Source organism: Methylobacterium sp. Ger2507, from assembly GCF_055231875.1.
Genome location: NZ_JBUYVC010000001.1, coordinates 4,387,899 through 4,402,616, shown reverse-complemented (window position 1 = coordinate 4,402,616; position 14,718 = coordinate 4,387,899). Strand labels below are relative to the sequence as shown.

Genomic DNA, 14,718 nt, shown 5'->3' with positions numbered 1-14,718 from the left:
CTGGACCATGGACCGGTTGCTGAGCGGAGGCGGCAAGCTCGGCTGAAATGCTTGACGACCCGGGGATGACCGCGAGCTTAGGTGAGCAACAAGCCGTTTCAGGGCGCATCCTTCCCGATCGTTTCAAGGATTACGCGCGCCGTCTCGGCAGGCTGATCCCAGTGCGGGAAGTGGCCGCAGCGCTCGAACCAGTGCAGATGGGCCGACGGGAATGCCACCTGGGCGCGTGCAGCCTGGCGCGGCAGCAGAAGGTGGTCTTGGCGGCCCCAGCCTATGGTGACAAGGCCGGGGGTCGTCACCGAACCCTGCTGCAACGGTCCGCGTGCCAGCTCACGCAGCATCGCATCGAACACCGGTGTGGCCGCCAGGCTTTGCAGTTCCGCTACGACAAGCTGCGGTGGCAGCACCCATGGACGGGCCGACAGTTGGGCTAGCAGCAGCGTACGGGTGACGGCGTGGCGTGACAGGCCGGGATGGAAGGGCCGCAGCAATCGCACCAGGTGTATCGATGCCGCGAGCGACCAGTGTAACCAGCGCGTTTCCCATCCGCGCCAGAAACCGCCTGGATCGAGCGCCACGCAGTGCCGACCGATGCCCCGCCGCGCCAGCTCCAGAACCAGCCGGCCCCCCACCGAACTGCCGACAAGGTCCGCTGTCGTCAGGCCTTTCGACTTCACGAAGCCGGTAAGCGCGTCCGCATAGGCCTCCACCGTCTGCCGGCCCGGGAGCGAGGCCGATCTGCCATGTCCCGGCAGGTCGACCAAGATCAGTTCGCGCGAGCCGCGCAATGCGGGCAAGAGCGGATCCCAGGTGCGGAGATTGGCCCCCAGCCCATGGACCATCAGTAGCGGCCGGCCCGTGCCGAGGCGTTCAGAATGTAGGGACATGACGGCATTGTCCTTCAATGTTCGCGCTGCAGTCCGAACATTGGTCCGTCGCAGATTTCGTCAGGCCGGGCGTGCCAGTCAGGTCCGCGGGTCGCCCATATTGGACGCTTCGAGGCCGCCTCGCCGGTTTGATAGCCAGCTAGGCGGCGCGGAGCCGACCGTACTTTGCAGTTTTGCGAGCGTCGGATGTCGCCGCGAATGCCCTACCGGAGTTCGCCAGGAGAGAGCTGCGCTTTCCAGGCTCGCGGAAACGAAGACGACACGTCCGTTCTCACTCAAATGCCGGCGTACCAAGCGTAGCCCTGGTCCTCCCAGTAGCCGCCCTTGCCATCGCCGAGGTGGGCGAAGCTCTCGACCACCTCGATGCGCATCACGTATTTCGCCTGCTTGTAGCCGAGGTTGCGTTCCACGCGCAGGCGCAGCGGGGCCCCGTTTGAGACCGGAAGCGCCTGGCCGTTCATATCGTAGGCGAGGATCGTTTGCGGGTGGAACGCGTCGACGAGGTCGATGCTCTCGTAATACCGGACCGGCGATCCGCCGCTGGCCGCGTCATCATCCGTCGCCTGCTGGCCGCCAGAGTCCTTCCTGCTCTCCCCGCTACCCGATTGTTTGGTCATGCTCGGGTTGGCGTTGCCGGCGGGAGCCTCGTCAGTCTCCTCACCGTCTCCCCCGCCTTCGAGTGCATTGCCCTGGTCCATGGTGTCGGCGCAGTGGAACACCACGTAGCGCGCCCCGGGCTTGAGCTTGGCCCGGGACAAGAGGTCAGCAAGCGGCACCCCGGTCCATTTGCCGATGGCGCTCCAGCCCTCGACGCAATCGTGCCGGGTGATCTGGGTGCGGGCGGGAAGCTTGCGGAGCTCGGCCAGAGAGAGCTTGAAGGGCGCCTCCACAAGGCCATCGACCTCCAGGTGGTACTTGGCGAACTTGCCCGTCGCCAGGGCCTTGTACGCCCTGTCCGGCGGGTCCTCGGTGCCGTTCGGCTTGAACCACGGCGAGATGTCGGTCTCGGCGTATTCCGGTGCCAGCGTCCGGTCGGTGAGCAGCAGGCGCTGCACGAACAGGTTGGCGTCCTCGCCGGTCTTGAGCGTGCGCTGGAACCACGCCGCGTTGCCGAGGCGGTCGCATCCGCCGAGCATGGCCGCAGCGGCCGTCGCGGACGCCCCCGTCAGGAGGGTGCGTCGGCTGGGAAAAGGGCTCATGCCCGACGCTCCTCCGGGGCGCCGGTCGGCTCGATTTGGTGCTCGATGACGAACCAACCGGTGAGCATGCCGCGCATGTTGTTCCAGAAGCCCGAGAGCAGGACCAGGGCGACGTGCACGACGACGAACAGGACCAACAGTGCCGCCACGACGAAGTGCACCGTGCGGGCCGACTGGCGCCCGTCGAACAGCGTCAGCAGGATGGGAAAGGCCGCGTCCATCGCCGGCGACATCGCGAGGCCGGCCAGGACCTGCACCGGCAGGAGCACGAACAGAACGACGAGATAGGTGAGCTTCTGAATGACGTTGTAGCGCTTGGCCTCGTCGCCCTGCGGGAAGCGCAGCGTCAGGTGCTCCCACACCGACGCGCCGAAATGACGGACCTGGTCGCGCGACGGGATCAGGCGGAATCGAAGCTGACCGCTGACCAGCCCGTAGAGCAGGTAGGCGAGGCCGTTCAGGACGAAGACCCAGGCGAAGAAAAAGTGCCAGGAGCGACCCCCGGTGAGGTCCTTGTCGCTGGGAAGCGTCGCCCAGGCGGGAAATCCACGGTCGGCCGGCTCGCCGTTGAAGCCCGTCGATGAGCCGAGCCAGCCCGTCGTTTCGAAGCCTTGTCCGAAGACCGTCGTCACCCCTTTGGGCGGATCGTCCTCCGTCGACGCCATTGCCATCAGCGGTGTGTCGAAGGTCGAGACCTTGCCCCAGTACAGGGCCGGGTGGGCGTTGAAGATCTGCAGGCCGCTCATGAGCAAGATCAGGAGGCAGACCGCATTGACCCAGTGCGTGATGCGGATGGCTACGGGATGCCTGAACATCCATCGGCGACGCTCGACCTCACAGATCTCGGGCGTAGAGCGGATCGGGTCAGTGCGCGCCAAACGGTCTTCCTCGAAGTCGTCGCCGTCAGGGTGGAGGCCCCTGCGTCGGGACCTCCGGAAGCGTCAACGGCTTGAAATCACATGCCGCGGTTCATCATGCGCTTCTTCATCATGCGGCGCTTCATCATCTGCTTCCGCATCATGCGCTTCTTCATCATCATCCGCTCACTGCGGTCCATGCGGACCTGGGTGACGCCGCTCTCGGACTGAATGCCGTTGACGGATATCGGGGCGGCCGTGGCCGAACCGGCGGCGAGGGCAATGCCGCCGAGGGCGGTCAAAGCGGTCAGCGCAAGGGTGAGCTTCTTCATAAGGGATCTCCTGTGGAGGTGAACATCTTATACAACCCACAGGGCAACAGAATTATTGTATCGTTGTTCCTCAAAAACAAGAAATGCCTTTTCTGTACTATGATATTTTTGCAATAGGCATTCGGTGCTCACATCAAGGCTTTTGGCCTGGGCGAAATCCTATTTTCGCACATCGATACGGAGCTGGTCCGCGACAAGTTTCAGCCCCCGGCAAGAATCTGCCGAGTCGGATCGCAACCTTGGACGAGAGGGCGACCCCGACCTGACGCCATCGAGGTCAACGGTATCGGGCTCACTTCTGCACCGGTGGCGGACCCTCTCCCACTTGCTGGAGAAGGCCCGCAGATGTGGTGCTACTGCCGACATCACGGATCGACGAACGACCGCTTTCGGCGGATGGCGTAGGGCGGTTCGTACGACGAGGTTGGGTCGGAGGCGGAATGTCCGCTTCAAGGCGACGACATTAGGCCTACTCCCCACCCAATCCGGTTTTGACGCTTGTCAGGCTATTATCAGACGGTGGGCACCCCGGGTAAGGCGCCGCGCTTTTACGGATACGGCCACGTGCCTACATATCACTCGTGCCTGTCCTCCTAGCGCTTGGCGCCGCCCTCTTGTTCGGTCTGGTGTTCGGCCCCCAGTGGTGGGTGCGCCGAGTGATGCAGCAACACGCCGCCGAGCGGCCAGACTTGCCCGGGACCGGTGGCGAGCTCGCCCGCCATCTGCTCGACATGGCGCGGCTAGAGCACGTCCTCGTCGAGATCGCGCCAGCCGACCACTACGATCCGGTCGCGAACGTCGTGAGACTGTCGCTGGGGAACCACGACGGCCGCTCGATCACGGCGGTCGCGGTCGCGGCGCACGAGGTCGCCCACGCACTCCAGCACGCGGCGGGGGACCGGCTTTTCGCGGCGCGGGTGAGGTTCTCCCCGGTCGTGCAGGGCTTTGAGTTCGCCGCGGCCCTGGTGATGATGACCGCGCCCGTGGTGCTCGCCTTCGTCCATTCGCCTGCCCTGCTCGCCGTGCAGATGGGGATCGGCATCGCGCTCCTTAGCGTTCGCGTCCTGTTCCACTTCCTGACGCTGCCGGTCGAGCTTGATGCGAGCTTCCGCCGGGCCCTGCCCATCCTGGAGACGGGTCGCTACCTCGACGAAGGCGACATGCCCGGCGCCCACACCGTACTGCGCGCCGCCGCCCTTACGTACGTAGCTTCGTCCCTCGTAGCGCTCGTAAACATTGCCCGCTTTCGACGGCTCCTCCCGTTCTAAATCGTCCAACGCGAGCGCCCCGTGTTCTGCCCCGATAACAAAAGCCCGAACGGGGATACCTGGCACCTTGGCCGGGTACCCGCGAACGGTGGCGCCTTCGTCATCCCCCAGCCCAAAGGTTCATCTGGGGGGCGACTCCGCTATATCGAGTATATCGAGCTCGGTGCCTTCCTCTGCGACGACAACGGCAAGCCCGAACAGCAGGCTCTGCTTCGCCTAATCGGGACCCTCGTAGACGTTCCTCCCTATGGCGGAGGAACGACGGCGATATGACCGCCCCCAGGATGTGGAACAAGCTCGTAGCCGCAGCCGTTCGGGAGCCGCGTCGACATTCGGGATCCCAGGGCCATACGCTTGCATGTCCACCCGCAGCCCACCCATGATTTCGATCCGCACCGTGCTGTGGACCGCCTTCGTAAGGACCCACTTCGCCGACGGAGCGTGATGTGGTGAGCGACAGTTTGGCCTTCCTGGCGGGCGGTGGCGAGGCCGCGCGCATGATTCGGGAGCGCGACTGGTCCGACCATCCGCTTGGCCATCCCGCGAACTGGTCCCCGGAGCTCCGCACGGCGCTCAGCCTCGTGCTCAACTCGCCGGAATCGATGATACTAGCCTGGGGGCCGGAGCTCACCTTCTTCTTCAACGATACCTACTTCCCGCTTCTCGGGCCACGCCTGGAATGGGCGATGGGCGAGCGCTTCGATGTGGTTTGGGCGGATGGCTGGGAGCAAGCCAAGCCAATCATCGACGCGGCTTTCGCCGGCCGAAGCCGACGCTTCGACGACCAGCCGTGGAGGCTCGACACCGACCGGGGCGAGGCCGATACTTGGTTTTCGTTCTCGTACTCTCGCGTGCTCGACCGCGACGGTGGCATCGCAGGCCTCTTCATCTTCACTAACGAGACCACTGCGCGCGTGCTGTCCGACCGGGCACTGCGCGAGAGCGAGGAGCATTTCCGACAGACGGTCGAGCTCAATCCGCAGGTACCTTGGACCTGCGATCCGGACGGCAACATCCTGTCCTACTCGAAGCGCTGGCTCGACCTCACCGGTCAGGCGGCGGGCGAGCCGGACGGCTCCGGCTGGATCGCGGCGGTGCATCCGGAGGATGTGCCCGGGACCCTCGTAGCGTTCTCTTCCTCGCTAGCATCGGGCGAGCCCGTGGACGTGGACTATCGCCTGCGGGTGGGAGCCACCGGCGGCCATCGCTGGATGCGAGCCCGCGCCTGGCCACGCCGCGACGAAGCCGGTGCCGTCATCCGGTGGTACGGCGTCGTCGAGGACGTGCACGACCGCAAGCTTGCGGAGGCATGCCTGCGCCAGATGAACGTAACCCTGGAGCAGCGTGTCGAAGAGGCGCTGATGCAGCGCAAGCTCTGGGCAGACGTCTTCGAGACCACGGACGCCATGGTGGGCGCCCTGGACATGGATTACCGCCTACTGGCTGCTAATCGGTCCTGGATCGAAGAGTTCGAAGCCGCGTTCGGAATGCGACCCCGGATCGGCGACGACATCGTCGGCCTTCTCGCCCGTAGGCCAGATCACGCCGCCGCCGTCCGGGCGACTTGGGGACGGGCCCTAGCCGGCGAGGAGTTCACGATCGTCGAGGAGTTCGGCGACCCTGATCGTAAGCGGACCTTCTACGAGCTGAAGTTCACCACGCTGCGCGACAACGAAGGCCGCCGGATCGGCGCGTTCCAATATGTGCAGGACATTACCGAGCGGCTGCGCGCTCAGGAGCGCCTCGGCCGTGCGGAGGAGGCCTTGCGGCACGCGCAGAAGATGGAGGCGGTTGGCCAGCTCACCGGGGGCGTAGCACACGACTTCAACAACCTGCTCACCGTCATCAAGTCGTCGGTCGAGTTCCTGCGGCGACCTAATTTGGCCGAGGAGCGGCGCGCTCGTTACCTGGCGGCGGTTGGTGACACGGTTGACCGGGCCGCCAAGCTGACGAGTCAGCTTCTCTCCTTCGCGAGACGGCAGGCGCTGAAGCCCGTGGTGTTTGACGTTGGAGAGCGTCTGCGGGGCGTCGCCGAGATGCTAAACGCGGTGACAGGGGCGCGCATTCGCATCGTCACCGAGGTGCCGGAGCTGCCCTGCCACGTCCGGGCCGATCTGAGCCAGTTCGAGACCGCGCTAGTGAACCTGGTGGTCAACGCACGCGACGCCATGGACGGCGAGGGTACGCTGACCCTTCGCCTCGCATGCGGCTCCGGGCTGCCGGGCATCCGCGGCCACGCGCCGGGCCCCGGGGTGTTCGCCGCACTGGCGGTTGTCGACGAGGGCGCGGGAATCGCCCTCGACCTGCTGGAGCGGATCTTCGAGCCCTTTTTCACCACCAAGGAAGTCGGCAAGGGCACTGGGCTCGGCCTCAGCCAGGTCATCGGCTTCGCCAAGCAGTCCGGCGGCGACGTCGACGTGGCGAGCGAGGTCGGTCGCGGCACCACCTTCACCCTATACCTGCCCCAGGTCGAAGCATCGGTGGCGGTGGAGGAAAGCAGAGCGGGGGACGCCAGGGCAGTCACCATCGATCACGGCCTGAACGTGCTCGTGGTCGAGGACAACCTCGACGTCGGACGCTTCTGCACTCAGCTCCTCCAGGACCTTGGCCATGGGACCTTCTGGGCGCAAAATGCCGAGGCCGCCCTGGCCGAAATGGATAGGGATCCCCGTCGGTTCGACGCGGTGTTCTCCGATGTGGTGATGCCAGGGATGGGCGGAGTTGAACTCGCTCGTCGCCTTCGTGCGAAGCATCCGGACATGCCGGTCATCTTGACGACCGGCTACAGCGGCGTCCTCGCTGGTGACGATAGCCACGGTTTCGACCTTCTCCGCAAGCCCTACTCTGCCGAGGATGTCGCCCGGGCCCTTGGCGAGGCCATCCGGCGAAGGTGGTAAGAGCTGTACGGGTGACCGTTACACCACCTTACGGGCGCGGACCTGGCTGCGACAGACGCCTAAGCGCCGGTCAGGACCAGGCGCAGGAAGCAGGCAGAATGGTCGCGACGGTGTCGAACTGGGACGCTCGCCGTCCGAGATGGTCGGGGCGTCGTTCCGACTGTCCATTCGGGCTCATTCATACACGGGCCAGCCGTCCCGTGCCATAGTATGACCAGGTAATGCGAACCCTCTTGATGGGAATGATATGACGAGAGGTGACGGCGAGGGACTGCCCGTTGACGGTCCAGGCTATGACTCGCCCACGGTGAATCGAATCGACGACATACCGCACGGCGTCGTTTGGCTTGACGACCGGGGCATCGTGCGTGCCGCCAACCCCGCCGCCGCAATCCTCTTCGTTCAGGCGAACGCAACCCTGGTAGGCCGGGACTTCTTCCGCGACCTGATGCCGGGAACCAACGTTCCCCGTGGACGCGGCCGCTTTCTCTCGGGCGTGCGCCGTGGGCGTCTCGACGTCGCCGCGCGCTTCGCCCTCGACCGTGCCGCCGGCCCGGTCCAACTCGACCTGCGCATGGCGTCGGTCGACGGTGCGGAGGGAGCGTCAATCGAGCTGATCCCGACCGAAAGGCCTGCTCCCCGTGATCCACGCCTGGGCGCCGCCGCTGTCGAGCGTCGTGAACGCGCTGAGCCGGTAGACGTCTCGGTCTGCGAACGCGAACTGATCCATATCCCGGGATCGGTCCAGCCCGGCGTCGTCCTCCTCGTCGCCAATCCTACGGACCTCACCATCCTCGCTCACAGCGCCAATGTCGCCGAGGCGTTTCCCATTGCAGGATCGTCGTTGCTCGGTCGGTCGCTGCACGAAGTCCTGCCCGACGGCTTCGTAGCCTGCATCAGCGAAGCCCTCGTGGAAGGGCGCATGACCGGTGGCCAAACCGTCTTGGAGCACATGTGTCTCGGCGAGGATGACACCGTCCCGTTCCTCGGCGTAGCCCATGCTCATGACGGTCGCGTCATTGTCGAACTGGAGGTCGTCCCGGAGCGACCCGACGATTTCCGGTCCACGCAGCGATCGGGGGCGGGCCCCGCTGTGTCCCGGTTGCGTGCCGCACGGAGCGTCGCCGAGGTGGCCGAGGCGACGGCGCGCGAAGTCCGTGCCGCCACCGGGTTCGAGAGCGTCCTGGTCTACCGCTTCGACGCCGATTGGAATGGCGCGGCCATCGCCGAGGACAAAGTTGGCGACTGGTCCCGCTCGCTGCTCGGCCTCCATTTTCCTGCCTCGGACATTCCCGCCCAGGCTCGCGCCCTTTACCTGCGCGCCCGGAGCCGGTTCGTTACCGACCGTGATGCCGAGCCCGTGCCGATCCTCGGCGATGCTGCGGGGGCCGATAGCCCGGTCGACCTCACATTTGCGCAGCATCGCTCGCTGTCGCCCATCCATCTGGAATACCAGCGCAATCTCGGCGTCAACGGCTCGATGTCGGCCTCCATCGTCGTTGACGGGGCGCTATGGGGCCTGCTGATCGGACACCATCGTCGTCCGCACTACGTGCCACCGGAGGCCCGGGCCACGGCCGCGCTGCTTGCCGAGACCCTCGCCATGCGGGTCCAGGAGATCGAGGGGCGGCGCCTCTGGGAGGCGCAGCAGGCCCATCTCGCCGCCGAGGGACGTCTCGTGCGCCAGCTGACCCGGTCCGACGACTACGTGGCTGCGCTGACGGCCGGTGAGACCACCATGCTCGACCTGTTCGAGGCGGAGGGAGCCGCCGTCGTAGCAGACGATGCCGTCACCGTGGTCGGCCGGGCACCAGAGCCCGAGGCTATCCGTACCCTCCGGGATTGGCTCCTGGGCGCTAGACCGACGGCCGAGGCCGGGTTCAGCACCCACGCCCTGCCCGCGGCCTATCCGCCAGCTTTGGCCTATGCAGACCGCGGCAGCGGCCTCGTGGCGGTCTTTGTCGACGAGTCGAGGCGCAACCTGCTGCTGTGGTTCCGACCCGAGGTCCCGAGTACCGTCTCCTGGGGCGGCGACCCCCGCAAGCCCGTGGCGCCCGGCAGCGGGTCGGCCGCCGTGTTGCCGCGGCGATCGTTCGAGCGCTGGATCGAGGAGCGCCAAGGCCTGTCGAAGCCCTGGGCGGAGTGGCAACTCTCCTTTGCCACTTCCCTCGCACAAGTCGTAGAGGGCGTCGTGCTACGCCAACGCCGTACCATCGTCGAGCTGACGGGACTGCTGGCGGACAAAGAGCGGGCCCTGGAGCAGAAGGACGTGCTGAGCCGGGAGATCGACCACCGGGTGAAGAACTCTCTCCAGATCGTATCGGCCTTCCTGCTGATGCAGCAGCGCCAGACCAGGGACCCGGAAGCAAAGCAGGCTTTCGCCGAAACTTCGGCACGGGTGATGAGCGTCGCGCGTGTCCACGACAGCTTGTACCAGGCAGAGAATATCGAGGACGTGGATCTCGGCCAGACTATTGAGAACCTCTGCCGCGACCTGTCCGGCATGGCGGGCGACGGCCATACCGTCGGCATCACCGCCGACGCCCGGGTAATGGTTCCCTACCGCAAGGCGGTGGCGCTCTCGCTCATTGCCACCGAGCTCGTCACCAACGCCTTCAAGTACGCCTCCCGAGATGCGGGCGGCAGCCATATCTCGGTCAGCGTCAGCGACCAGGGCGGTGGCCGGGTCAGGGTGCGCGTCTGCGATGACGGCGAGGGCCTGCCAGAAGGCTGGGCCGATCGGAAGCCGAAGGGCACGGGGCTTGGAATGAAGCTGGTGCGAGCCATGCTCGACCAGATCGACGCGACGCTTGAGGTGGCGAACGATCCGGGCGCCTGCTTCACCGTGCATGCGTGAGGCCCGGGATGTCGGCCGTGATCCCGACGGTAACCGTGCTCGAACGATCGCGTACGGGCCGGGGTCCCACCCCTGGCTTGCTTCGGCTATGGCCTCCGCAGCCGCCCGGGAACCGACCCACGGTCGCAGCCTGCGGTCCTTGAGCTCGAACCGGCAACACGGACCTGTACAGCCCCGGCGGTGACCCAACTTTGCCATCCTAAGCCCACACGGTGGCCCTCAACACGCTTCGAGCCCCCGCGCCGCAACTCCGCGATTACGTCGCGATCGATGCCGAAGCGGGTCCCTGCAGGGGCTACCTGCCCGTCATCGGAAGGTTGCTTGCTGCTTCAGTCCGGAAATTTCAAACGCGAGGTCAATGGCTACTCGGGTCGCCTGGCATAGCCGAGCCGGAAAGAGCTGTAGTCCAACTGAACGACTGCTTCTGGGAACCCGGAAGAGGCCTTGCTATGACCTATTTGGGTCGGGACCCGTCCGTCTGCTCTATGGCAGGGTTGGGTGGGTAGCGGCCTGGCTGCTTTCGGTGATTAATGTCTTTAATCAGACATAGGTCCTATCGACAGAGGCCTACCCCTCTGCTCAGCTACTCTCGTCGTCAAAGCCGACAATACTACGACGCTGCAGGAACTAGCGACCCATACCGGGGCGCTACTACACATGATGCGAACCCGGCGATTAATATCACCAACATTATGGTGGTCCTGCACTACGGCAGTGCTTATACGCCCGCTCTGGTGATAGCCGACCCAATGATCCGCTTCGGCGCACCAAAGTTACGTTCTAAATCAACTTAGAGTTATGACAGGGCCGCACGGCAATTTCCTGCGGCCCTGTCTTTTTCAGCTTACGAAATGAGGTCGGGTGGCCTTTAACCGGTGGCGGTTCATGGTCACGAGGTTTTGGCGCCGGGAGCATCCTCGACGGCATACCGAAGCCAGACGGTGCCGCCTTTCAGGGTCTCTGTATGGAGATGCCGAAGCGCCTTGCCGGCAGCCGGCCGCTCGTCGGGGTCACCATGGTATTCGAAGATGGTGGGCACGCCCGCAAGGCCGTCAAGCGCGGGCGAGACAAGCAGGCTGACCTCGTCAATCAGTCCGGCCTTCAGGAAGGCGCCGTTGATGATGCCGCCGCCCTCCAGCAGCAGGGTCCTCACGTCGAAGGTCTCGCCCAGGGTCGCCATTGCACCGACGAGGTCACGGCCGTCCGGACCGGCGAAGATGTAGGAGACCCCGTCCTCACGGAGCTCAGCCAGATAGTCGTCCGTGACGCCCTCGCCGAGGACCGCCACGATATGGTCCCCGCCTGCGTCGTCCCGGCCGTAATGCACCTTCCCGTGCGGGTCGATTGCGACAGCCAAGTCGCGACCGTTTCGCTTGCCGACATGAGTCTGGCGGAGGTCACCAGGAACGGTCTCGGGTTTGCGCGGATGCCCCTTGGCGATCTCGGCCATGGTCGTGCGACCCACGATCCAGCCCTCGGCATCCAGGCGCGCCGCGGTCTCGTCGTAGTACCGGTGAACCAGGTCCTGCTCGATGCCCGCGGCGGGAGGGGTCCAGCGGCTCGGGTGGAGCCGGCCGTCGATGGAGCTTCCCATGTGGCAGATGATCTTCGGACGCATCTCGCGAACTCACCTTTCCTCGGGTTACGGTCAGGTCACTCGCCGCGGTACTCGGCGTCCGTGACGTGCTCCATCCAATCGACGACCTTGCCGTCGAGCGCCTCCGACAACGCGATGTGGCTCATGCCTGCAGTAGGCGAGGCCCCATGCCAGTGGCGCACGCCGGGCGGGATGCGGACCACGTCGCCAGGCCGGATCTCCAGCACCGGACCGCCCTCGTTCTGGACCCGACCGAGCCCGGCGGTAACGATCAGGGTCTGACCGAGCGGATGGGTATGCCAAGCCGTCCGAGAGTTGGGCTCGAAGGTGACGAGGCCGCCCGACATTCGTGAAGGTGGCCTTTCCTGGATCATCGGGTCGACGCGTACGGTCCCCGTGAAGTTCTCCGGCGCGCCCCTTACGGAGGGCACGGTACCGCTGCGCTCGACGGTCACCGCCTTTTGCGAGGGACTGGCGGAGCAATGCCAGTTCATGCCGGTGGCGAGGGTCGCGGCAAGGACGAGCGAGGCGGTCCCGACGGGAATGTGCATGGCGGCGTCCTTGGCGCTTCTTTCAGGCCGCGTCGGGCATGCGGTCGAGGAGCTTGTCCAGCGTGATGGGATAGTCGCGCACGCGGACCCCGGTCGCGTTGTAGATCGCGTTCGCGACCGCAGGTGCGACGCCGACCAGCCCGAGCTCCCCGACACCCTTCGCCTTGATCGGCGACATCGTCGGATCGACCTCGTCGACGAAGATTGCGTCGAGGTGCGGGATGTCGGCATGGACCGGCACCTCGTAGCCGGCGAGATCGTGGTTGACGAAGAAGCCGCGCTTGGTGTCGACCGCCATCTCCTCCATCAGGGCGGCGCCCACGCCCATGACCATTCCGCCGATGACCTGGCTACGGGCCGTCTTCGGGTTGAGGATGCGGCCCGCGGCACAGACCGCCAGCATCCGCCGAACGCGGATCTCGCCGGTGTCCGCATCCACGCCGACCTCGGCGAAGTGCGCCCCGAATGTCTGCTGGGCGAACCTCTTCGACAGGTCGCCGAACTCCATGGTGTCCTCGACGACGATGTCGCCGGCCTTCGCTGCATTGCCGAGCGGCACGGCGCGATTGCCAAGGCGCACCTCGCCATCGGCGAAGATCGCGTCGGCCGAATTGAACCCCAGTCTCTGGGCCACCGCCTCGCGCAGCTTCACGCACGCGGCGTAGACGCCTGCAGTGACGGACGGCGCGCCCTGCTGGCCGCCCGAACCCGGCGACTCGGGAAAATCGGAATCCCCGAGTCGCGCGACGACCCGTTCGATCCCGACGCCCATCATCTCGGCCGCCGTCTGGGCGACGATGGTGTAGCTGCCGGTGCCGATGTCGGTCATGTCGGTATCGACCGTGACCACGCCCCGAGCATCGAGCCTCACGCGGGCACCGGACTTGGCAATCTTCGCGGCGCGGATCGCGCCCGCCATACCCATCCCGACCAGCCAGCGCCCGTCACGGACGCTGGCTGGCGCCGCCTTGCGTCGATCCCAGCCGAACCGGTCGGCACCGGTGCGGAGGCATTCCACGAACGGGCGCGTCGAGAACGGCATTTCGGGATGCTCGGGGTCGACCTGGGTGTCGTTCAGGACCCGGAACGCGACCGGGTCCATGCCAAGCTTTTCCGCCATCTCGTCCATGGCGATCTCAAGCGCCATCAATCCCGGGGCCTCGCCCGGGGCTCGCATCGCATTGCCCTCGGCGAGGTCGAGCACCGCCAGCCTCTGGCGGGTCATGCGATTGGCGCCGGCGTAGAAAGACCGCGTCGCGGCGGTCGACGGCTCGGTCCGGCCCCCGGCAAGGTTGCCGTTGAGGTTATCGTGACCGATGGCGGTGATATGGCCGTCCGTCGTCGCCCCGATCCAGATGCGCTGGACCGTCGCCGGGCGGTGGATGGTGGTGTTGAACATCATCGGGCGCTGCAGGGCCAGCTTGACCGGTCGACGCGCCACGCGCGCGGCCACTGCGGCAAGGGCGAGGTCGGTCTGCACGGTCCCCTTACCGCCGAACCCGCCGCCGATGTACGGCGACACCAGCCGGATCTTGTCCTTTGTGATGCCAAGGGTCTTGGCAAGGTCGCGAACGCCCCAGTTCATCTGCTGGATCGCGGTGTGGCAGGTCAGGCGGTCGCCGTCCCACGAGGTGATGGTGGCGTGCGGTTCCATCATCGCGTGCGCCTGATCGGGCGTCGTGTAGGTCTCGTCCAGCTTGACCGGCGCCGCCGCGAACGCGGTCTCGAAGTCGCCCACGCTGGTCTCGGGCTTACCCCCGAACTGGCCGGCCTTGGCGACCGGCGCCGTCGCCACCAACGCCGACAGGTCGAACGAACCTTCCGCCCGGGCATACTTTACCTTGACCAGGGCGGCGGCGGCACGGGCCTGCTCGAACGTCTCCGCGACCACGACCGCCACGGCTTGGTGGTAGTGATCGATCTCGGGCGCAGCGAGGAAACGCTGGACGTAGAACTCACCCTTGCCGAGCGTGCCCGCGTTCTCGTGGGTGACGATGGAGACGACACCCGGGGCGGCGTTGGCGGCAACGAGATCGATCGCGACGACGCGCCCCTTGGCGATGCCGGCACCGACGATGAAGCCGTAGGCCAGGTTCGCCTGCGGATCATGCCAGTCGGAAGCGTAGGGGGCGGTGCCGGTCACCTTGAGCGGACCGTCGACTCGGTCGAGCGGCTGCCCGACGACCTTGAGCCGGTCGATGGGGTTGATGCCGGCGGGGGTATCGAACTTCATGATCTCGCTCCTCGACCTACGGTTTCGGCGACGCTCATAT

At 65.9% G+C, this 14,718-nt stretch carries 10 protein-coding genes; 3 read left to right on the top strand and 7 right to left on the bottom strand.

Annotated elements, in window-relative coordinates; translation table 11 throughout:
• Positions 1 to 98: 98 nt before the first annotated feature.
• From ACV7NL_RS20390 to ACV7NL_RS20375, 4 genes are all read right to left on the bottom strand, one after another.
• Positions 99 to 887 carry an alpha/beta fold hydrolase gene (locus ACV7NL_RS20390; RefSeq protein WP_463356706.1) on the bottom strand — a complete coding sequence of 263 codons (789 nt, stop codon included), beginning with the start codon at positions 885 to 887 and terminating at the stop codon, positions 99 to 101.
• A 275-nt stretch (positions 888 to 1,162) separates the two neighbouring features.
• Complete coding sequence (locus ACV7NL_RS20385; RefSeq protein ID WP_463356705.1) at positions 1,163 to 2,086, bottom strand: molybdopterin-dependent oxidoreductase; 924 nt, start codon at positions 2,084 to 2,086, stop codon at positions 1,163 to 1,165.
• Positions 2,083 to 2,901 (bottom strand): cytochrome b/b6 domain-containing protein, encoded by an 819-nt coding sequence (locus tag ACV7NL_RS20380; RefSeq protein WP_463356704.1) that lies wholly within the window; start codon positions 2,899 to 2,901, stop codon positions 2,083 to 2,085. The genes ACV7NL_RS20385 and ACV7NL_RS20380 overlap by 4 nt, the downstream gene beginning before the upstream one ends.
• A gap of 140 nt (positions 2,902 to 3,041) precedes the next feature.
• The gene (locus tag ACV7NL_RS20375; protein ID WP_463356703.1) at positions 3,042 to 3,275 is read right to left on the bottom strand and encodes a hypothetical protein; all 234 of its coding nucleotides are present in this window, start codon (positions 3,273 to 3,275) and stop codon (positions 3,042 to 3,044) included.
• Between the two features lie 581 nt (positions 3,276 to 3,856).
• Here ACV7NL_RS20375 and ACV7NL_RS20370 point away from each other — a divergent pair.
• The 3 genes from ACV7NL_RS20370 (at position 3,857) to ACV7NL_RS20360 (ending at position 10,297) form a co-directional block, all read left to right on the top strand.
• Positions 3,857 to 4,543: a zinc metallopeptidase gene (locus tag ACV7NL_RS20370; RefSeq protein ID WP_247636757.1), complete on the top strand. Its 687-nt coding sequence runs from the start codon at positions 3,857 to 3,859 to the stop codon at positions 4,541 to 4,543.
• Positions 4,544 to 4,992: 449 nt separating this feature from the next.
• Entirely contained in the window at positions 4,993 to 7,440 is a 2,448-nt protein-coding gene (locus tag ACV7NL_RS20365) for a PAS domain-containing protein (protein ID WP_463356702.1), read from the top strand.
• Between the two features lie 247 nt (positions 7,441 to 7,687).
• Positions 7,688 to 10,297 (top strand): histidine kinase dimerization/phosphoacceptor domain -containing protein, encoded by a 2,610-nt coding sequence (locus tag ACV7NL_RS20360; RefSeq protein ID WP_463356701.1) that lies wholly within the window; start codon positions 7,688 to 7,690, stop codon positions 10,295 to 10,297.
• Between the two features lie 889 nt (positions 10,298 to 11,186).
• On the opposite strand, the gene ACV7NL_RS20355 is transcribed toward ACV7NL_RS20360, so the two are convergent.
• The 3 genes from ACV7NL_RS20355 to paoC form a co-directional block, all read right to left on the bottom strand.
• Entirely contained in the window at positions 11,187 to 11,915 is a 729-nt protein-coding gene (locus ACV7NL_RS20355) for a RibD family protein (RefSeq protein ID WP_463356700.1), read from the bottom strand.
• Positions 11,916 to 11,950: 35 nt separating this feature from the next.
• Positions 11,951 to 12,349, bottom strand: a complete 399-nt coding sequence (locus tag ACV7NL_RS20350; protein WP_463357177.1) for a (R)-mandelonitrile lyase — start codon at positions 12,347 to 12,349, stop codon at positions 11,951 to 11,953.
• Between the two features lie 118 nt (positions 12,350 to 12,467).
• Positions 12,468 to 14,678, bottom strand: coding sequence for an aldehyde oxidoreductase molybdenum-binding subunit PaoC (gene paoC, locus ACV7NL_RS20345; protein WP_463356699.1), 2,211 nt, complete (start codon positions 14,676 to 14,678; stop codon positions 12,468 to 12,470).
• Positions 14,679 to 14,718 lie beyond the last annotated feature (40 nt).